We start from the raw sequence: 20,069 nt of genomic DNA, 5'->3' as shown, positions 1-20,069 counted from the left end.
TCATATGAAAAAGACAGTACTTTCTCTCATATTGCTGGCCTGCACGGGGAGCGCGTTTGCCGCACCGCAGGTTATCACCGTCAGCCGTTTTGAAGTGGGTAAGGATAAATGGGCGTTCAACCGCGAAGAGGTGATGCTGACCTGCCGTCCGGGCCATGCGCTGTATGCCATCAACCCGAGCACGCTGGTGCAATACCCGTTAAATGAAACCGCCGAGCAGCAGGTGGCCAGCGGAAAGAGCAGCGGCCAGCCGATTAGCATCATTCAGATCGATGACCCGGAGAATCCGGGACAGAAAATGAGCCTGGCCCCGTTTATCGAGCGCGCCGATAAGCTCTGCTAACGTTCAGGTTTCCAATAAAAAACCGCAGATGCTTGCGAAAGCACTGCGGTTTTTCACATTTTATGATGCTCTGGCGCTTTTTTTCCGACCGCTTTAGCTGTGGACTGGAAAACCTGGCGTCGTCATCTATTCTTAAAAGGCAAGGCGACTTAGCCTGCATTAATGCCAACTTTTAGCGCACGGCTCTCTCCCAAGAGCCATTTCCCTGGACCGAATACAGGAATCGTATTCGGTCTCTTTTTATCTGCATGAAAGTAAAAGACTAATCCTTTTGTTGTCTCACTTCTGCAGCGCACGTCCTGTACGTCTGGTTAAAACATAACACACTACGGCATGCTGTAGTCCAGCCCTTTTTGCCTGTTTTGTTAAATTTTCGTGTGCAATTCAAGAAAGCGCGTGCGGGGTCTAAAAGTGCGACTTAACCGACGCCTCAATTTCATCAAGCAGCTCAAAGCGACGGCGGTATTCAGCGCGTTTTTTACTGGCAATCTCTTCAAGCGATTTACGCGCCATCTGTAGCGGCAGCTGCCAGCAGAAGGCTGAGAGCTTTTTACCGTCCAGAGAGGCCCAAAATTCATCATAGCTGGCGTGGAAATGGCGGCCTTTGCTGAGGCGATAGCGCAGCGCACGGAATACGTGGCCCTCATCGCTGACGGCAAAAATCGCCCGGACGGAGGACTGTGCAGCCAGCTGGAAAAGCACTTCCATCAACACGCGCTTAGGGAACAAACCGTGGCAGGCGCGGGTGGCCTGTTTAATAACGTCACGCGTTACGCTGCGGCGGGGGCCCTGAAGCCCACCGATGACCATGACCTGTTGCCCATTGCTGCGCGCGACGCTAAAGGTCAGGCTGGCCAGCAGCGTATCCTCGTTGTCGCGAAGCCAAAGCGTGCTTTCGCCTTCACGCTCGGCTTTCCCTGCAGAGGACGCATTAACCGTATAGATAACACCGTCTTTTGCATGGAACTGCGCAACGGGCTTCTCCTGTGGGCTGGTCAGTGCCAGGGCGAGGCCGCTCTCTTTCAGGCTATCAATCCAGTAATAATGGCTAACGATCGCGTCGGCGCGATCGTTAGCCGTCAAACCGCGCATCAGGTACTGCCGGTGGGTTTTGCTCGGCAATGTAATTTGAGAGGCCAGCAGTCTGTCGAAATCGTCGCGACCAGAAAGCGCCTCCAGCATGCGATGGGTAGAAGACCAGAACACCAGCGAACGTAACAGGAACTTCAGGCGATATTCGCGCTTGCGCCAGATCGGCCCCGGGACGCGTTTGCCGTTCACCAGCTCAGAAATAATATTTGTGCGATGCGGATAGAAAACATCGTTATGCAGGTGCGTATTAGACACGTGAAGACCTCTCTTTTCTTATACCCTTATTCTAAAGAGCCAGGAAAAAGGGATTAATAGCGCGAGGATCTTTATTTCTGTTTGGTTTACCGTTTGTTTCACTTCGTGAGGACCACGCCCGGCTGTTGCCCTTTCTGTGGCGGCTATACTGTTAAAAGGAGGGGCTATGTATCAGCGAATTGAAGGTGGAATGTGGCGTCACGTCTGGGTGGTCAGCGATATACATGGCTGTTATCAGCGGCTTATGGATGAGCTTAAACGCCGTCATTTTAATCCGTATGAGGATTTGCTTATTTCCGTTGGGGATATGATCGATCGCGGTCCGGACAGCGTTAAATCATTACAGCTTATCAATGAAAAATGGTTTCGTGCCGTCCGGGGCAACCATGAGCAAATGGCGCTCGACAGTCTGGATAATAACGATTTTTCACTCTGGACGATGAATGGCGGAATATGGTTCAGGCAACTTGTACGGGACCAGCAACAGCTTGCGCTGTCGTTGCTTGAGGCCTGTCACGATTTACCGCATATCATCGAGATAACCTGTGCGAACGGTCTGAACGTGATTGCCCATGCGGATTATCCGGCAGCGGAATACCGCTGGCAAAAACCGGTGAGCGCCCAGCGCGTTTTATGGGATCGCGATCGGTTGATGGGGTTTATGGTGGGTAAAGGGCAGGGCATCCGCGGTGCGGATCATTTCTGGTTCGGACATACGCCCGTCGACAGAAGGTATGATTTTGACAATCTCCACTACATTGATACGGGCGCCGTATTTGACGGTTACTTTACGCTGGCGCAGCTGCAGTAATAAATAACCCGCCTTCGGGCGGGTTCTCTTTAGGTCAGGCAAGACGCATGACCCAGGCATCGGTTTTACTATCGTAATGCTCACGGTAAAGAACAGAATGTTCGCCATCAAGTATTGCCGGGACGCTGGTGTCTGCATCCCATGCATCGAGCTGCATGCACAAATCCGGGTCGGATTTGCAGGGAATACTTAACGTTCGATCGCCTTGCGCTTCGCCGCGCAGTTCTGCGTCGTCGATCTCAAAAGCGCCAATACGCACGCTGGTTTTCGTCATAGTGCTCTCCGGGTCGGTTGTCAAAATCTGGTATGACCAGTACGGCCACCCGTTTTTGATCGTAGACAAGGAGAGCAAAATCGCCAGTAAAAAAATGCGCTTTTTTTCAGGCCGTGCGATCGTTACCGGTAAACAGTCGTCCATCCCGGACCAGCTCGCGCGGATAGCTGTTTTTCAGTCGTGAACCGACTTTTTTTGCCAGCCCGAGCGGGTATCCCTGATACGTCACGATCACTTCATCGCCTGATGGCGTGCTGTCAGGATAGACATCGCGACCACGGTACCACTCTTCGGCTTCCTGATGCGTCAGGGCAAAGGCAATCTCGTGCCCGGCAAGGGCGATGACGGCCTCATGCTGCCAGCGATAGCCTTTATTATGCACTTCCGCCAGGCGGATCCCGATTCGGGAAAAACGGACCTTTCCGATGAGCGGTTCGATCTCAGCCGGGAACAGCCATACCTCTTTATCACGGATCCAGAGGTGCAGGCTCTCATCCCAGACCAGGCCAATTTTTTCGGCGGCGGCGACAAGCTGTGCTGCATCGCGACCTTTGAGGGGGGCAAACGGGAAGTTGCCGACCTTGAATTTGGGGGCGGGCAGGGGAGCAACCGCCTGCGTTTTACGCAGACGTGCCACAAAGAAGCCTTCGCAGTCGTAAATCTGCGGGAATACGTGGAGGAAACCCTCCGGCGTAATCGCCTCCTGTGCTGAGACAAACAGATCGTTAAGCGGCAGGAATTCGACCGCATCCGGGTATTGCGCTTTCAGCCACAGGCAGACGTCTTCGTTTTCATCGCGGTTTAAGGTGCACGTTGAATAGACCAGCGTGCCGCCTGGGCGAAGGGCATGGAATGCGCTCTCGATCAGCTCCCGCTGCGTGGCGGCGATCTCAATGTTGCTTTCCACGGACCAGTTCTTTAACGCATCGGGATCTTTACGCACCACCCCTTCGCCGGAGCAGGGAGCGTCCAGCAGAATGGCGTCGAAGGCTTCCGGCAGGGCGGCGCCAAACACGCGGCCGTCGAAGTGCGTCAGGGCAACGTTATGAATACCGCAGCGGCTGATGTTGGCATGCAATACCTTCACGCGGCTCGCGGAAAACTCGTTGGCGAGGATCGCTCCCCGGTTACCCATACGGGCGGCAATCTGCGTGGTTTTTGAGCCAGGCGCCGCGGCCACATCCATTACGCGTTCAGGCGCATTGCCCTCTGCAAACAGAGCAGCCACCGGCAGCATTGAGCTGGCTTCCTGGATATAGAACAGGCCGCTCAGATGTTCAGCGGTGCTTCCCAACGGCACGGCGTCTTCGTCATCGCGCTCGATCCAGAACCCCTCAGCGCACCACGGTACCGGCGTAAGCTGCCAGCTGTAGGGCGCGACCAGCGCCAGAAAATCCTCGACGCTGATTTTCAGCGTGTTGACGCGAATACTGCGGCGTAACGGGCGCTGGCAGGCGGCGATAAAATCGTCTAACGACAGGTGAGAAGGAAGCGCCTCGCGCATCTGCGCCAGGAATTGTTCAGGAAGAAATACGGAGTTTTGAGCCACGGGCACACCACAGGGAAAAGTTCAGGTGCGCAGTGTAACATAAAGGCTCCGGTGCGTTGACACCGGAGCCTTGGAGATTAACGCGGCAGGGCGGTTCCCCATTCGCGCCACTCTTTCGGTTCGCTTTCGAGCAGCAGGAAATGTTTACCCGGCTGCGCTTTCGGCGCCAGCGGCGTCCCCGGCGGTGTGGCAAACGCAATACCACCGCGAATGAACTGGTTGAAGGTCCCGGTTTTCACCACGCCTCCCGTCAGGCCGAAGTCCAGCGAGTAGCCGGATGCCAGCCAGAACACCGAGTTATTACGCACCAGGTGCTGGTAGCGTTCGCTGATGCGTAGCGCCACCATCACGCGGTCGGAGAGGGTCCCGAGCGTCAGGCCCGTGACCGTACCGACCTCAATGCCGCGGAACAGCACCGGCGTGCCGATGCTCAGCGAGCCGGCTTCCGGCACTTCCACCACGATGCTCAGGCCACCAAGGTAGCGCGAGTCGGTAATCGTGGCTTCCTGCAGCTCGAAATCACGACGGGCATTGCCCTGGCCGGGCTCCACGTTGATGTACGGCTGCAAAATGGTGTCGAGATGCTCAACGCCTGCGGCCGAGATCTGCGGTGTCACCACCGAGAAGCGCGAACCCGCGCGCGCAAAGGTCTGCACATATTCCGGGTAGAGCACGGCGGTAGCCTGCACCTCGTTGCGCGAGGTGATCAGCGTCAGCTTCTGGATCTGCCCGATATCAATGCCCAGGTAGCGGATGGGCATGCCTTCCGCCAGCTTGCCGGCGTCAAACGCGTGCAGGGTAATCTGCCCGCCCACGGCGCGTGCGGCGGTCTCGGACGGGAAGAGAATTCGCTTATCGCCTTTACGCAGGTTCGCGCCCGCTCCGCTGAGGTTATCGAAGCTAATCGCCCCGCGCAGCGCGCGTGACAGCGGAGAGGCCTGTACGGTCAGTCCGTTACCGTTCAGCTGCACTTTCGCGCCGCCTTCAGCCCAGAAGACGCTGTTCGGCGTCAGCAGCTTGCGGTACTCCGGCTTGATGTGCAGTTCGATATCAAAGGCGTCGGCACGCGGGCGAACGGTGATCACTTCCCCGACTTCAAACTTGCGATACAGCACCACGGAGCCCGCCTGAACGTCCGGCAGGGTCTCGGCGCTTAACGTCAGCGTGGTGGTAGGAAGATCGCTCAGGCTGTTTTCAATCGCTTTCTCAAGGTTGGCATACAGCGGGTAGCTGTCGCGCACGGGGCCTTTATCCCCCGGCAAAATACGGATGCCGCCGTTCACCCATTCGCTGGCGCTGGCGCCGAGAAACTCCACGCCGTCCAGACCTACCTTCACGTCGACGCGACTGTTCACCACGAATTTACTGTCGCCATGTACCAGGTCTCTGTATTGCGGATCGATGGCGACGGAGAATTGCACCCCATCCGCGGAGAGCTTCCGCTCCAGCACCTGTCCCACCTGCACGCCGTGTAAAATCAACGGCTGACCGGCTTCAATGCCATAGCTTTCTGGCGCATTGAGCGTAACCGTCACGACGCCCGGCTTTTGCAGCAGGGCTTTATCCGCCGGGGCAATCACGAAGCTATTGCTGGGCTGACCTTCCCCGGGGATCAGCTCAAAGGTATTGCCGGTCAGCAGCGTGCTGAGGCTGGTATCGTTCAGGGAGATCTTTGGACTGCGCATTTCGATGCGCGTTTTCTCGCGCAGGAGATCGACCACGCTCGGATCGACCGTCATTTCGCCGGTGACCGATCCGCCCGGGTTGAGCGTCATTTTGGTGAGCTGGCCGACCTGCAGACCCTGATACATCAGCGGCGTTGAACCCGCTTTTAGTCCTTTAGCATCGGGAAGGGCGAGTTTGACGATCACGCCGCGCTGGCTGTGCGCCAGATCGGCGTACAATCCGAACGTGTCATCAGCCGTGGCAGGGCTTGAGTTTTCCGGGGAGTCAAAGGCGATGGCGCCGTTCACCAGTGCGGCCAGACTCTCCAGCTTCACTTTTGCACCGCTCAGGCTAAGGTCGGCATCCACGCCGGACACGTTCCAGAAGCGGCTGCCCTTTTTCACCAGATTGGTGAAGCGGCGCTCGATCAGCACATCAATCGTGACGCCCTGTTTATTCGGGTTAATCGCGTAGTCGTACACGCGGCCAACCGGGATCTTACGGAAATAGACCAGGGAGCCGCTGTTCAGGGAACCGAGGTCCGGCGCCTGGAGATGAATCATCAAATCGCCGTTATTGAGGCGGTATTTGGGCTGCGTATCCAGAGCAACAAAGTGATCCTGCGGCTCACCTTTGCCGGGCATCATGCCGATATAGTTACCGCCGACGAGCGCATCCAGACCGGAAACACCGGCCAGCGAGGCTTTTGGCGTCACCAGCCAGAACTGCGTTTCGCTGCGCAGGGCATCCTGCATGTCAGATTTAATGCTGACCCGCACCTGAATCTTGTTCAGCCCTTTTCCAAGGGAGATATCCTGAACCGTACCCACTTCAACCCCCTGGAAGCGTACGGGGGTTCGCCCGGCGACGATGCCGTCGGCGGTCTGGAAATCAATGGTGACGGTACTGCCGCGATCCTCATAGCTTGTCCAGATAAGCCAGCCTGCAATCATCAGGGCGATGACGGGCAGCAACCAGAATGGCGAAATGCGGCGTTTTGTTTTAATTCTCGCTTCAGTCGGCGAAGCGGGGGTTTCCTGACTCATGTGCATCCCAAAGTAAGCGGCTATCCAGCCATTCCACAGCAAGAATAGTCAATATCACCGCAGAGCCGAAATAAAAAGCCGCGGGTCCCATTGTAAAAGCAAGTAACTGATCGCGATTGATGAGCGACATCATCAGCGAAATCACGAACAGATCTAACATTGACCAGCGGCCAATCCAGGTGACGAATCGCAGAAGCAAAATGCGGGTCCGTAAACCTTGTTCACACTTTAAGTGAATGCTGATGAGCAGGGTAATCATCACCACCACTTTGGTAAAGGGAACCAGGATACTGGCAATAAAGACGATTGCCGCCACCCCGACATTGCTGTGCGCAAGGGAGATAATCCCGGAGAGGATAGTATCCTCCTGACGTCCACCATTCACGTAAATGATGGAAATCGGCAGCATATTGGCGGGGATCAGGAACACCAGGGAGGCTATCAGCGCCGCCCAGCATTTTTGCAGGCTGTTATTGCGCCGCAGTCTCAACGGAATGTGGCACCGTGGGCAGCGTCCGCGCGCGTCGGGTAACCCGGTATAGTGGCAACCCAGACAGACGCGCAGATTTTCATCGGGACGCGTGGCGGGGCGCTGAGGGTAGAATCGCTCCCAGAGCTGCTCAACGTTCAGGTGGATCAGCGTCAGGATGCTCAGCAATACCAGACAGATGAAGGCAAAGAGTCCGACGCCGGGCTGCAAAAAGGCGTAGTCCTGCACCTTTATTGACGCAACCCCCACGCCCACCAGATAAATATCCAGCATCACCCACTCTTTGAGCTTGTCCAGCATCAGCAGCACCGGGCGAAGGTTCATGCCAAGAATGTTGCCAAACCAGAGATAGGCAATGGCGGCAACCAGCACCAGGGGGGCGCCGACGGTGCAGAACAGCACCATCGCGGCGGTGATGGGATCGCCCTGACGGGTCATCTGCCAGATGCCCTGCAGCACGTTGGCGTCAATGCGCACGCCGAGCAGGTAGAGTTTTAGCAGCGGCTCACTCCAGGCGAAGGGCATCAGCAGCAGCATGGTAACGGCCATGGCGGCGAGGCGGGTCAACGACCAGTCGCGGCCATCGCGAATTTTGGCGTCACAGCGGGGGCAGAAGGCACTTTGGTGCGATTTCATCTTCGGCAACATAAAAAGCGTATCGCACTGGGGGCAACGCTGATAATGTGCACGAGGCAAAGCTTCGCTTACCGTATGGACAGTTATCTTTCTCGTCGGCGTAATTTTGGTTGTTTTTAAGGCCATCAGCTGCGCACAAATAAGTATTGTTGAAAGTTATAATAACTCATGAACGGATTCATCTTGAGCATGAGCGCATTTAATGCTTATTTTAATAGGCTATGCGGTAATTTTGTAAGACAACTAAGTGATTGAATAATGAACAAAACAGAATTCTACGCGGATCTGAACCGCGATTTTAAGGCATTGATGGCGGGTGAGACCAGCTTCTTAGCCACTCTGGCAAATACTAGCGCATTGCTGTTTGAACGTCTCTCTGACGTGAACTGGGCTGGCTTTTACCTTCTGGAAGGTGAAACGCTGGTGCTCGGTCCGTTCCAGGGCAAACTGGCCTGCGTGCGTATTCCGGTAGGGCGTGGCGTATGCGGCACGGCGGTGGCCGAGAATCAGGTCCAGCGTGTGGAAGACGTTCATGCGTTTGACGGGCACATCGCCTGTGATGCCGCCAGTAATTCTGAAATCGTTCTGCCGCTGGTGGTCAAAAATCAGATTATTGGCGTTCTGGACATCGACAGTACGGTCTTCAGTCGCTTTACAACCGAGGACGAACAGGGGCTGCGCGAGCTGGTGGCGAATCTGGAAAACGTACTCGCAGCAACCGATTATCAAAAATTCTTTGCGAGCGTCGCAGGATAATCAACGGATAACGTAGCATTTACTGATAGCGTCATTATAATGACGCCTGTTCATGCCTGCGCTTGTTGGCAACGTCCGTTGTAATCAGGAAATTTCATGGAAAATCAACCTAAGTTGAATAGCAGTAAAGAAGTTATCGCATTTCTGGCCGAGCGTTTCCCGCAGTGCTTCAGCGCGGAAGGCGAAGCTCGTCCCCTGAAAGTCGGTATTTTTCAGGATCTGGTGGCGCGTGTTGAAGGGGAAATGAACCTCAGCAAAACTCAGCTGCGTTCCGCCTTACGTCTTTATACTTCGAGCTGGCGTTACCTGTACGGTATCAAACCTGGCGCGACCCGCGTGGATCTCGACGGCAACCCTTGCGGTGAGCTGGACGAGCAGCACGTTGAGCACGCGCGCAAGCAGCTGGAAGAAGCCAAAGCACGCGTTCAGGCACAACGTGCAGAACAGCAAGCGAAAAAACGCGAAGCCGCCGCGGCAAACGGCCAGGAAGAAGCGCCTCGTCGTGAGCGTAAACCACGCCCTGCGCCGCGTCGTCACGATAATAACGATCGCAAACCGCGTGCAGACAAACCAGCAGCAAAAGCCCCGCGTGCGCCTCGTGAAGAGCCGCGCCATACGCCGGTTTCTGACATCAACGCCCTGAGCGTGGGTCAGGCACTGAAGGTAAAAGCGGGTAACAATGCTATGGACGCCATCGTACTGGAAATCACCAAAGATGGCGTTCGTGTACAGCTGACTTCTGGTATGTCAATGATTGTACGCGCAGAACACTTGTTGTTCTGAAACGGAGGCCAAGCCTGGCATGAACACTTTTTTTAAGCTCACCGCGCTGGCGGGCCTGTTTGCTATAACAGGTCACGCCTTTGCAGTGGACGATATCACGCGTGTTGATCAAATTCCGGTACTCAAGGAAGAGACGCAGCACGCGACGGTGAGCGAGCGCGTGACCTCACGTTTCACCCGTTCGCACTATCGTCAGTTCGATCTCGATCAGGCCTTTTCGGCCAAAATCTTTGACCGCTATCTGAACTTGCTGGATTACAGCCATAACGTTTTGCTCGCCAGCGATGTCGAGCAGTTCGCTAAGCGGAAATCCGAGGTGGGTGACGAGTTGCGTTCAGGCAAGCTGGATCTCTTCTACGATCTCTACAACCTGTCGCAAAAGCGCCGCTTCGAACGCTATCAGTACGCGCTGAAAGTGCTGGAACGTCCGATGGACTTCACCGGCAACGACACCTTCAATCTGGACCGCAGCAAAGCGCCCTGGCCAAAAGATGAAGCCGAGCTGAATGCGCTGTGGGACGGCAAAGTGAAATACGACGAGCTGAGCCTTAAGCTCACCGGCAAAGACGAAAAAGAGATCCGTGACACGCTGACGCGTCGTTACAAATTTGCCATTCGTCGCCTGGCACAGACCAACAGTGAGGATGTTTTCTCACTGGCCATGACGGCCTTTGCGCACGAAATTGATCCGCACACCAACTATCTCTCACCTCGCAACACCGAGCAGTTTAATACCGAAATGAGCCTGTCTCTGGAAGGTATCGGCGCGGTGCTGCAGATGGACGATGATTATACGGTGATCAATTCGATGGTCGCGGGTGGCCCGGCATCCAAAAGCAAAGCCATTAGCGTAGGCGATCGCATTGTGGGTGTGGGGCAAACCGGCCAGAACATGGTCGATGTGATCGGCTGGCGTCTTGATGACGTGGTTGCGCTGATCAAAGGTCCGAAGGGCAGCAAGGTTCGTCTGGAAATTCTGCCAGCCGGAAAAGGTACCAAAACCCGTATCGTTACCCTGACCCGTGAGCGTATCCGTCTGGAAGATCGCGCGGTGAAAATGTCGGTGAAAACCGTGGGTAAAGAGAAGGTGGGTGTCCTGGATATTCCTGGCTTCTACGTCGGGTTGACTGACGATGTGAAAGTTCAGCTGCAGAAACTTGAAAAGCAGAACGTCAGCAGCATCATCATCGACCTGCGCAGTAACGGCGGCGGGGCGCTGACGGAAGCGGTTTCACTCTCTGGCCTGTTCATCCCATCTGGCCCGGTGGTTCAGGTGCGCGATAACAACGGTAAAGTGCGTGAAGATGCGGACAATGACGGTGTGGTCTACTACAAAGGCCCGCTGGTGGTTCTGGTTGACCGCTTCAGCGCTTCCGCGTCTGAGATCTTTGCCGCTGCCATGCAGGACTACGGCCGCGCGCTGATCGTCGGTGAGCCAACCTTCGGGAAAGGCACCGTTCAGCAGTATCGCTCTCTGAATCGGATTTACGATCAAATGCTGCGTCCGGAATGGCCTGCACTGGGCTCGGTTCAGTACACCATTCAGAAATTCTACCGCGTAAACGGCGGCAGTACGCAGCGTAAGGGTGTCACGCCGGACATCATCATGCCGACAGGCACCCAGGAGACGGAAACTGGCGAGAAGTTTGAAGATAACGCGTTGCCGTGGGACAGCATCAATGCCGCGACCTACGTGAAAGCGGGTGATATGACGCAATTTGGCCCTGAGCTGCTGAAGGCGCATAACGACCGCATCGCGAAAGATCCGGAGTTCCAGTACATCCTGAAGGATATTGCCCGATTCAATGCCCTGAAAGATAAGCGGAATATCGTTTCTCTGAACTACGCTCAGCGTGAAAAAGAGAACAACGAAGACGATGCAACCCGCCTGGCGCGTGTCAACGATCGCTTCAAGCGTGAAGGTAAACCTCTGCTCAAGAAACTGGACGATCTGCCAAAAGATTACCAGGAGCCGGATCCGTATCTCGACGAGACGGTGCATATCGCTCTCGACCTGGCAAATCAGGAAAAAGAGAAACCTGCCGTACAGCCCGCTCCGGCAAAATAACCTCCCAACAGGCACAAGAGATTGTGCCTGTTTCTTTTTGTACTTTATCCTTCCGTCAGCCAGATTTTCAATTGTGTAAAGTTGTGTCTTTCTGGTGACTTACGCCCTCAGGATGCTTGAAAATAGCCGCAATACCCATACGATGTGGGTAATCGCATAGTGCGTTTTGTTAAACTGAGGTAAAAAGAAAATTATGATGCGAATCGCGCTCTTCCTGCTCACCAACCTTGCGGTGATGGTGGTTTTCGGGCTCGTGCTAAGCCTGACAGGAATTCAGTCGAGCAGCGTTCAGGGTCTGTTGATTATGGCGCTGCTGTTTGGTTTTGGTGGCTCGTTCATCTCCCTGCTGATGTCGAAGTGGATGGCATTGAAATCGGTAGGGGGTGAGGTTATTGAACAGCCGCGTAACGATATGGAACAGTGGCTGATGAATACGGTGGCTCAGCAGTCCCGTCAGGCCGGGATCACCATGCCGCAGGTGGCCATTTACCATGCTCCGGACATCAACGCGTTCGCCACGGGTGCCCGCCGCGATGCGTCACTGGTCGCTGTTAGCACCGGACTGCTGCAGAACATGAGCCGTGACGAAGCCGAAGCGGTTATCGCCCACGAAATCAGCCATATCGCAAACGGTGACATGGTGACCATGACCCTGATTCAGGGCGTGGTAAACACCTTCGTGATCTTTATCTCCCGCATTCTGGCGCAGATTGCCGCTGGCTTCATGGGCGGCAACCGTGACGAAGGCGAAGAGAGCAACGGCAACCCGCTGATCTATTTTGCCGTGTCGATGGTGCTGGAACTGGTATTCGGTATTCTGGCGAGCATCATCACGATGTGGTTCTCCCGCCACCGTGAATTCCACGCGGATGCCGGTTCTGCGAAGCTGGTTGGTCGCGAGAAGATGATTGCCGCGCTGCAGCGTCTGAAAACCTCCTACGAGCCGCAGGAAGCGAACAGCATGATGGCCTTCTGCATTAACGGTAAATCCAAATCGCTGAGCGAGCTGTTTATGTCTCACCCGCCGCTGGATAAACGTATTGAAGCGCTGCGCAGTGGGGAATACCTGAAGTAACGCAACAAAACACAATAAGCCGGGCAGGAGAACACTCCGCCCGGCTTTTTTTTATGCCTGAACCCTGGGCTGGGTCACCCGCAGGCCGCTGACGATAGCCGCGAGGGTGGCAAGTACACCGGCGGTGAGGAGGGCAACATGGTTGCCGTTCTGGCCTGCGAGGTTAAACATCAGGGCGACCAGCGCCGCACCGGTGCTTTGCCCAAGCAGACGCGCGGTTCCCAACATGCCGCTGGCCCCTCCGCTACGATGGCGCGGTGCTGAGGTGATAATGGTGTGGTTATTGGGGGACTGGAACAGCCCAAACCCCGCGCCGCAGAGGATCATGCGCCAGATGATGTCCAGATCGGAAGGCGACGAGGGCAGCAATGCCAGTGCGAAAAGGCCTGTCGCCATTACCGCCAGCCCCAGCGCCCCGAGTAAACCGGCGTGAACGCGTTCAATTAAGTACCCTGCCAGAGGGGCCATCACCATGGTCGCCAGCGGCCAGGGGGTGAGCAGCAGTCCGGTCTCCACTTCTGACCGGCCTACCACGCTCTGCAGAAAGAAGGGCAGAGAGACCAGAGCCAGCATCTGGGCGCAAAACGAGCAGACGGACGTGCAAATGGAGAGTGAAAAGAGAGGAATACGCAGCAGATCAACGGGCAGCAAAGGCGCGGGGAGGGTGAGCTGGCGGCGAACAAAGAAGAAGCCGATCGCCAGCAGGGCGATGAGCTCAGCGCCGGTAAGCATCAGCGATTGTCCCTGCGCAAAGCCGCTCAGCGCCGTAATCAGCAGGCCGAAGGTCAGGGCATTCATCACCGCGCTCGCCACGTCGAAGCGCGGCATGCTGCTTTTGGGGCCGTTAGCGGGAAGAAAGCGCAGGGCAAAGAAGATAGCGACGATACCCAGCGGCACGTTAATGGCGAACAGCCATTGCCATGACGCGACGGAAAGGATCGCCGCCGCAATGGTTGGCCCGGCGGCTGAAGAGACGGCCACAATAAACGAGTTTATCCCCATCCCGCGCCCCAGATGGCGCTGGGGATAAATCAAGCGGATCAGCGCCGTGTTTACGCTCATGAGCGCCGCGCCGCCAAAACCCTGCGCAATACGCGCAAGCGTCAGGGTATGCAATGAATCCGAAAGGGCGCAGAACAGGGAGGTAAACGTGAAAACCACCAGGCCACACTGATACACCCGGCGATAGCCGAACATATCGCCCAGGAAAGAGAACGAGAGCAGTGAAACCACAATCGCAATCTGGTAGGCGTTAACAATCCAAATCGAACTGGCGGGTGAGGCATGCAGGTCGCTGGCGATGGTTGGCAGGGCAACGTTGGCAATCGCGCCGTCAAGGACGGCCATGGAGATACCGATAATGATGGTCGCTATTGCGCCATACCGCTGGGGTAATGGCAGGCCATCGGAAAGATTCTTGTCCATCAGGAGTAAAAAGCTCAGCGTGAAATTATTCTCAGGGTAACTATTTTAGCATTGTTACAGCCGCGATATGTCGCAGATTTGTAACGAAGTAAACGCGGATTGATTGCAGCTGACATGACGGGAACTTATAATAAAAACCAGTTCTGATTTTTATAAAACACTCGCTATGAGGTGGTAAATGGCTATTGCGGATTTGGATAAACAACCAGATTCTGTTTCTTCCGTGCTGAAGGTGTTTGGCATCTTACAGGCGCTTGGAGAAGAGCGTGAAATAGGTATTACAGAGCTGTCACAGCGCGTGATGATGTCAAAAAGCACCGTTTATCGCTTTTTGCAAACCATGAAATCATTGGGTTACGTTGCGCAGGAAGGCGAATCTGAAAAATATTCTCTGACGCTGAAGCTGTTTGAATTAGGTGCGCGTGCGCTACAAAATGTTGACCTGATCCGCAGCGCGGACATTCAGATGCGTGAAATCTCTCGCCTGACCAAAGAGACCATTCATCTCGGTGCGCTGGATGAAGACAGCATCGTTTACATCCATAAAATCGACTCCATGTACAATCTGCGCATGTATTCGCGCATTGGTCGCCGCAACCCGCTCTACAGTACCGCGATTGGTAAGGTTCTGCTGGCGTGGCGCGATCGCGAGGAAGTGGAGCAGATCCTCGACGGCGTGGAATACAAGCGCAGCACGGAACGAACCATTACCAGTACGGAAGCGCTGCTGACGGTGCTCGACCGCGTGCGCGAGCAAGGGTATGGCGAAGATAACGAAGAGCAGGAAGAGGGGCTGCGCTGTATCGGCGTCCCGGTATTTGACCGCTTTGGGGTGGTGATTGCGGGCTTAAGTATCTCTTTCCCAACCTTACGCTTCTCCGAAGAGCGTCTGCATGAGTATGTGACTATTCTGCACACTGCCGCACGTAAAATTTCTGAACAGATGGGCTATCACGACTACCCGTTTTAATCCCTGCTGAAATGAAAAAACGCCGCATCTGATGCGGCGTTTTTTATGCCTCATGAACCCGGCTGATTAGCCGTTATCAATCACGACGGATGTTTTACGCAGTACAGGACATTGGGTTAAGCCAATGATCCCACTGTCAGTATGCAGATACTGGGCGGTGCTCATTCCTTGTGCGGTTAGGTATTTACACTGAATGCCTAACCCGGCTGCGTTTTCTGTGCTCCCCACAAGCACACCATAGCCCGTTAACAGAAGGCCAATCCAGACAAGGGCCAGTGCAATAATTGTTCGAATGATGAATCGCATTATTACCTCTTTTATCGTTGTTATCGTAATGCTAGCGTAACGTGTTTACGCAATGAAACAAGTGCAGCATTCTTAAAAACCGCGATGGAGGCGCAGTTAGCCCTTGTTTAAGATAAGCGTGATAATCTCGTTACATCAGGTCCTTAGACGGAGTGTGGAGTGAAAAAAATACGCTGGGTAATTCTGATTATCGTACTGATAGCGTGCGTGGTGTTATGGACGCAGACGATCAATGTGATGTGCGATCAGGATGTACAGTTTTTTAGCGGCGTTTGCGCAATCAACAAATTTATTCCGTGGTAATACACATTTTTTCTCAACGTGATTTCCTTCCTTCACGCCAGTGGTAAAATAGACGTTTTTATTGAGGTGGTGAAATGGGTGAGTTACTGAATTCAGGGTTGCTGAATATGGCATCCCTGATGATTTCTTTGGTGGTTCTGCTTGTGGGGCTGGTCATCTGGTTTTTCGTGAATCGGGCCAGTTCGCGTACAAATGAGCAGATCGAACTGCTGGAAGCGCTGCTCGATCAGCAAAAACGCCAGAATGCATTGCTACGCCGTCTTTGCGAGGCTAACGAACCGGAAGAGAAAGACGCGCCGAAAGACGCGGTCGCTGAAGATAACAAAGACGAAGACGACTTTATCCGCCTGGTGGCTGAGCGTTAATCTTTTTTGTCCTGGGAGGTGGCTGTGGTCTGGAAAAATCCCTGGTATGACCCCTCCCTGAAACATCATACCCCGAACGGTTTTCGTAATACCCTTCCTGTCGGACATCAACCCGGTGACCTTGACCGTTGGCGTAAAGCGCGCAAAGAGGCCGGTTTACCGAAGCCGCCCGCGCTGGGTTATGACGATTTCATCCGCCAGTGGTGGCAACCCGTTGAGCTGGCGCAATCTCATGAAGATGGGGTGTGGTGGCTCGGACACGCGAGCGTGTTGCTGCAGCTGGACGGCAATATCATCCTTACCGATCCGGTGTTTTCACGACGTGCTTCTCCGCTGCCTTTCCTGGGACCCCAGCGCAAAACGCCTCCCGTACTGTCTGTCGAGCAACTTCATCAGCTTGATGCGGTTGTCATCTCCCATAATCATTACGATCATCTTGATGACGCAACCATTCGCAGAATCCTCAAGCGCTTTCCCGACGTCTGTTGTTTCGTTCCGTTGGGCCTGGCCGACTGGTTTCGTCGCCGGGGAGCAAAACGCGTGGTCGAACTCGACTGGTGGCAGAGTTTCACCTGGCAGGGGATGACGCTGACCGCCGTGCCGGCACAGCACTGGAGCATGCGCACGCCATGGAACCGCAATCGTTCCTTATGGTGTGGCTGGGTGATGGAAGGACGGCATCACCGTTTCTGGTTCAGCGGTGATACCGGCTATTCGCCTGAGCTGTTGTTGATTCCTGAACGCCTGGGCCAGATAGATGCCGCCGCGTTGCCGATTGGTGCCTATGCCCCACGATGGTTCATGGCTGTTCATCATATGGATCCGCAATCAGCGGTGGCATTGTGGCAGCAGTTGGGTTGCCCTCTGGCGTTTCCCATTCACTGGGGCGTGTTTGAACTGGCAGATGAAGCTTTAGATGAACCTGTGCAGGAGTTAACTGACACGCTCGATAATTTAGCACCAGTTAATCATTCTTTCAGGATACTGAAAATTGGTGAATATTTATCCTTCTAAACGAAGCGATAAATTGTTGCATATATTCTTGATGTAAACGCGCCTGGGAATGTTTTATTTTTATCGAAACGTTTTGCTTGCCTTCTTTTGATGCAGAGTCATAAAAATTTCATTATTTTGGTGCATAACGCTGTTTATTCGCTGGTGCATTTTAATACAGATGGAAGCGGGTTTTTAACAGTGTTTTTCTCTGAAACAATTTGGTCGCGTTACAATGATTTAAGCATAACTTTTCACAAATTGTTCTAACTCAATCAGGACGAAAGATTTCTTTTCCTGGTTGCTGGACGGTTCGTAATGAATGAGCTATGTTAAAAAAGTCTTAGATTACAGCGGTTGTGCAAGCAATGCTGGGTCTTTGTTACGCAGCAGGGCTGTCTGTACGCGATGCGCATAATTGTGCAAAACCTGACAGGCACTGTTCGAATTTGTGCGGCGGATCGAGACATGTTTAAAAATGGCTTGCCATATTAAACATAGTGTGTGATAACACGTTTTGGGTCAAACGAGGTACAGTTCTGTTTATGTGTGGCATTTTCAGTAAAGAAGTCCTGAGTAAACACGTTGTCGTTGAATACCGCTTCTCTGCCGAACCTTATATTAGTGCCTCATGCAGTAATGTCTCAGTTTTATCTCAGTTAATGCCTGCGGGCTAAGAAAACACTCTAAGGAATTTTGCAAAATGGCAAAGATTAAAGGTCAAGTTAAGTGGTTCAACGAGTCTAAAGGTTTTGGTTTCATTACTCCTGCTGACGGCAGCAAAGACGTGTTCGTACACTTCTCTGCAATCCAGGGTAACGGCTTCAAAACTCTGGCTGAAGGCCAGAACGTTGAGTTCGAAATTCAGGACGGCCAGAAAGGCCCAGCTGCAGTTAACGTAACTGCTATCTGATCGAACCGCTGCTGACTGAAGTGCCCGGCACTTCACTCTCAGACATAAAGCCTCGCCTGTCGCGGGGCTTTTTTATGTCCCTTATCTTTCAAAATATTACCATCCACGGTCTTGTTAGTAACTTGTTGCAAAGCTGCGAGGTTAGTAGCACTGTTTTGCCACCCTAAACCCATCTTTTCCCGTTAAATCAGTGCGTTGTTTTACAGTCCTGGGGTTCAGGTGAAGAAGAAATCGATAGCGACCGTCGGAAATTTCACGCCGGCGCGTTTTGTGCTGCTCTGTTTAGCTATTTTTTGTAGTCTGGCTTTTCTGCTGGGCCGCGTTGCCTGGCTGCAAATCATTAAGCCTGACAATCTGGTGAAGCAGGAAGATATGCGATCCCTCCGCCAGCTGGCGATTGATGCGCCGCGCGGCATGATAATGGATCGCGAGGGCCGCCCTCTGGCGGTGAGCGTGCCTGTCCAGGCCGTCTGGGCCGATCCTAAGACGGTGCTGGCAAAAGGGGGCGTCAGCCTTGATGAGCGCTGGCAGGCGCTGGCCAGCGCGCTGCATCTCTCCCTCGGCACGCTCTCGGCACGCATCAACGCCAACCCGCAGGGGCGTTTTATTTACCTTGCCCGCCAGGTCGATCCGGCACAGGCAAAGTGGATCGATAAACTGAATCTGCCCGGCATCAATTTACGCGACGAGTCCCGCCGTTTTTATCCTGCTGGCCATGTGGCAGCGAACCTGATTGGTTTCACCAATATTGACGGGCAGGGCATTGAAGGAGTGGAAAAGAGCTTCAACGCCCAACTCACCGGCAAGCCGGGCGTGCGTCAGGTAAGGGAAGATCGCTACGGGCGCGTGGTTGAAAACCTGACAGAAATCGCGCCCTCACCGGCGCATAACATTCAGTTAAGTATTGACGAGCGGCTGCAAACCATCACCGAAGATGCGCTCGACAATGCCGTGGCCTGGAACAAGGCCGAGTCGGGGGCATCGGTATTAATTAATATCCCAACCGGGGAAATACTCGCGATGGCGAGCTATCCGGATTTCAATCCCAATAATCGGGAAGGCGCGACGATAAATGATTTCCGCAACCGCGCGATCAGCGATACGTTCGAACCCGGTTCGACCGTCAAGCCGCTGGTGCTGATGACGGCCCTGCAGCAGGGCCTGGTCCAGCCGGACAGCGTGATTGATACCCATCCGTATACCCTTGACGGGCATCGCATTCGCGACGTGGGCTATTACCCTGAGCTGACGATGACCGGGATCCTGCAAAAATCGAGCGACACTGGCGTTTCCCGGCTTTCTCTGGCGATGCCCGTTCAGCACCTTATTGATACCTATCGAAACTTTGGTTTTGGCACCAATACGGGGCTTGGCTTAACGGGGGAAAGCTCGGGGCTGTTGCCACAGCGTAAATACTGGAGCCAGCTCGATCGCGCGACCTTTGCCTTCGGCTACGGGCTGATGGTCACGCCGCTCCAGCTGGCCCACGTCTACGCCACGATTGGCGGGTTCGGGCTTGAGCGTCCTCTCTCCATCACCCGCATCGATCCCCCCGTTATCGGGCACCGCGTCATGCCGGAAGAGATTGCGCACGAGGTGGAACACATGATGGAGAGCGTTGCGCTGCCGGGCGGCGGAGGCGTTAAGGCTGCCGTACGTGATTACCGGGTGGCGGTGAAAACCGGTACGGCGAAGAAAATTGACGATAGCGGGAAGTATGTCGATAAATACGTCGCCTACACCGCAGGCGTTGCGCCTGCCAGCAATCCGCGTTTTGCGCTGGTGGTGGTGATTAACGATCCGCAAAACGGGGCCTACTACGGCGGTGCCGTCTCCGCGCCTGTCTTCAGCGAGATTATGGGTAACGTGCTGCGTCTGGAGAATATCAAACCTGACGGATTACCGGCGGGGTCCGAACACCTTATCGTCATGCGCTAACCGGGCGTTTATA

19 protein-coding genes and 1 pseudogene are annotated in these 20,069 nt (G+C 54.4%); 13 read left to right on the top strand and 7 right to left on the bottom strand.

What is annotated here, in order from left to right; all coding sequences use genetic code 11:
• Positions 1–4 precede the first annotated feature (4 nt).
• Complete coding sequence (locus tag ACOTXT_RS03520) at positions 5–343, top strand: YebY family protein (RefSeq protein WP_032652385.1); 339 nt, start codon at positions 5–7, stop codon at positions 341–343.
• Positions 344–748: 405 nt separating this feature from the next.
• Here ACOTXT_RS03520 and ACOTXT_RS03515 read toward each other — a convergent pair whose 3' ends face one another.
• A complete protein-coding gene (locus ACOTXT_RS03515) occupies positions 749–1,690 on the bottom strand; it encodes a VirK/YbjX family protein (protein WP_021240429.1) in 942 nt (313 codons plus the stop codon).
• Positions 1,691–1,856: 166 nt separating this feature from the next.
• Between ACOTXT_RS03515 and pphA the strand changes: the two genes are divergently transcribed.
• Complete coding sequence (gene pphA, locus ACOTXT_RS03510) at positions 1,857–2,501, top strand: protein-serine/threonine phosphatase (RefSeq protein WP_095442391.1); 645 nt, start codon at positions 1,857–1,859, stop codon at positions 2,499–2,501.
• 34 nt (positions 2,502–2,535) lie between these two features.
• Here pphA and ACOTXT_RS03505 read toward each other — a convergent pair whose 3' ends face one another.
• The 4 genes from ACOTXT_RS03505 to yebS form a co-directional block, all read right to left on the bottom strand.
• Positions 2,536–2,775, bottom strand: a complete 240-nt coding sequence (locus ACOTXT_RS03505; RefSeq protein WP_008500472.1) for a YebV family protein — start codon at positions 2,773–2,775, stop codon at positions 2,536–2,538.
• 106 nt (positions 2,776–2,881) lie between these two features.
• Positions 2,882–4,324, bottom strand: coding sequence for a 16S rRNA (cytosine(1407)-C(5))-methyltransferase RsmF (rsmF, locus tag ACOTXT_RS03500; protein ID WP_333165511.1), 1,443 nt, complete (start codon positions 4,322–4,324; stop codon positions 2,882–2,884).
• A gap of 77 nt (positions 4,325–4,401) precedes the next feature.
• Entirely contained in the window at positions 4,402–7,035 is a 2,634-nt protein-coding gene (locus tag ACOTXT_RS03495; RefSeq protein WP_023325508.1) for a PqiB family protein, read from the bottom strand.
• Entirely contained in the window at positions 7,004–8,287 is a 1,284-nt protein-coding gene (yebS, locus tag ACOTXT_RS03490; RefSeq protein ID WP_047074160.1) for a membrane integrity lipid transport subunit YebS, read from the bottom strand. The genes ACOTXT_RS03495 and yebS overlap by 32 nt, the downstream gene beginning before the upstream one ends.
• A gap of 132 nt (positions 8,288–8,419) precedes the next feature.
• On the opposite strand from yebS, the gene ACOTXT_RS03485 reads away from it, so the two are divergent.
• From ACOTXT_RS03485 to htpX, 4 genes are all read left to right on the top strand, one after another.
• Positions 8,420–8,917 (top strand): GAF domain-containing protein, encoded by a 498-nt coding sequence (locus ACOTXT_RS03485; RefSeq protein WP_008500476.1) that lies wholly within the window; start codon positions 8,420–8,422, stop codon positions 8,915–8,917.
• A 96-nt stretch (positions 8,918–9,013) separates the two neighbouring features.
• Positions 9,014–9,700, top strand: a complete 687-nt coding sequence (gene proQ, locus ACOTXT_RS03480) for an RNA chaperone ProQ (protein ID WP_333165506.1) — start codon at positions 9,014–9,016, stop codon at positions 9,698–9,700.
• Positions 9,701–9,719: 19 nt separating this feature from the next.
• Complete coding sequence (gene prc / locus ACOTXT_RS03475; protein ID WP_021240424.1) at positions 9,720–11,768, top strand: carboxy terminal-processing peptidase; 2,049 nt, start codon at positions 9,720–9,722, stop codon at positions 11,766–11,768.
• A 193-nt stretch (positions 11,769–11,961) separates the two neighbouring features.
• A complete protein-coding gene (gene htpX / locus ACOTXT_RS03470) occupies positions 11,962–12,843 on the top strand; it encodes a protease HtpX (RefSeq protein WP_021240423.1) in 882 nt (293 codons plus the stop codon).
• A 51-nt stretch (positions 12,844–12,894) separates the two neighbouring features.
• Here htpX and ACOTXT_RS03465 read toward each other — a convergent pair whose 3' ends face one another.
• Entirely contained in the window at positions 12,895–14,268 is a 1,374-nt protein-coding gene (locus ACOTXT_RS03465) for an MFS transporter (RefSeq protein ID WP_021240422.1), read from the bottom strand.
• A 178-nt stretch (positions 14,269–14,446) separates the two neighbouring features.
• On the opposite strand from ACOTXT_RS03465, the gene kdgR reads away from it, so the two are divergent.
• Positions 14,447–15,238 carry a DNA-binding transcriptional regulator KdgR gene (gene kdgR, locus ACOTXT_RS03460; protein ID WP_021240421.1) on the top strand — a complete coding sequence of 264 codons (792 nt, stop codon included), beginning with the start codon at positions 14,447–14,449 and terminating at the stop codon, positions 15,236–15,238.
• Between the two features lie 66 nt (positions 15,239–15,304).
• Here kdgR and ACOTXT_RS03455 read toward each other — a convergent pair whose 3' ends face one another.
• Positions 15,305–15,544, bottom strand: coding sequence for a YobH family protein (locus ACOTXT_RS03455; protein WP_008500483.1), 240 nt, complete (start codon positions 15,542–15,544; stop codon positions 15,305–15,307).
• A gap of 159 nt (positions 15,545–15,703) precedes the next feature.
• On the opposite strand from ACOTXT_RS03455, the gene mgrB reads away from it, so the two are divergent.
• The 6 genes and pseudogenes from mgrB (at position 15,704) to ftsI (ending at position 20,056) form a co-directional block, all read left to right on the top strand.
• The gene (gene mgrB / locus ACOTXT_RS03450; protein ID WP_006175995.1) at positions 15,704–15,847 is read left to right on the top strand and encodes a PhoP/PhoQ regulator MgrB; all 144 of its coding nucleotides are present in this window, start codon (positions 15,704–15,706) and stop codon (positions 15,845–15,847) included.
• 74 nt (positions 15,848–15,921) lie between these two features.
• Positions 15,922–16,212, top strand: coding sequence for a YebO family protein (locus ACOTXT_RS03445; protein WP_008500484.1), 291 nt, complete (start codon positions 15,922–15,924; stop codon positions 16,210–16,212).
• Positions 16,213–16,236: 24 nt separating this feature from the next.
• Entirely contained in the window at positions 16,237–17,226 is a 990-nt protein-coding gene (locus ACOTXT_RS03440) for an MBL fold metallo-hydrolase (protein ID WP_129344706.1), read from the top strand.
• Between the two features lie 524 nt (positions 17,227–17,750).
• Positions 17,751–17,895: pseudogene (locus tag ACOTXT_RS03435) on the top strand (DUF2627 domain-containing protein).
• Between the two features lie 13 nt (positions 17,896–17,908).
• Positions 17,909–18,118 (top strand): transcription antiterminator/RNA stability regulator CspE, encoded by a 210-nt coding sequence (gene cspE, locus ACOTXT_RS03430; protein WP_001062678.1) that lies wholly within the window; start codon positions 17,909–17,911, stop codon positions 18,116–18,118.
• A gap of 219 nt (positions 18,119–18,337) precedes the next feature.
• On the top strand, positions 18,338–20,056 hold the full coding sequence (ftsI, locus tag ACOTXT_RS03425; protein WP_045335016.1) for a peptidoglycan glycosyltransferase FtsI: 1,719 nt from the start codon (positions 18,338–18,340) through the stop codon (positions 20,054–20,056).
• The last annotated feature ends 13 nt before the right edge of the window (positions 20,057–20,069 follow it).

This window comes from Enterobacter cloacae complex sp. IR5422, assembly GCF_049238165.1.
In the GTDB taxonomy this organism is placed as follows: Bacteria; Pseudomonadota; Gammaproteobacteria; order Enterobacterales; family Enterobacteriaceae; genus Enterobacter; species Enterobacter roggenkampii.
The sequence above is the reverse complement of the archived record's forward strand: the minus strand, read 5'-3'. Positions and strand labels throughout refer to the sequence as shown.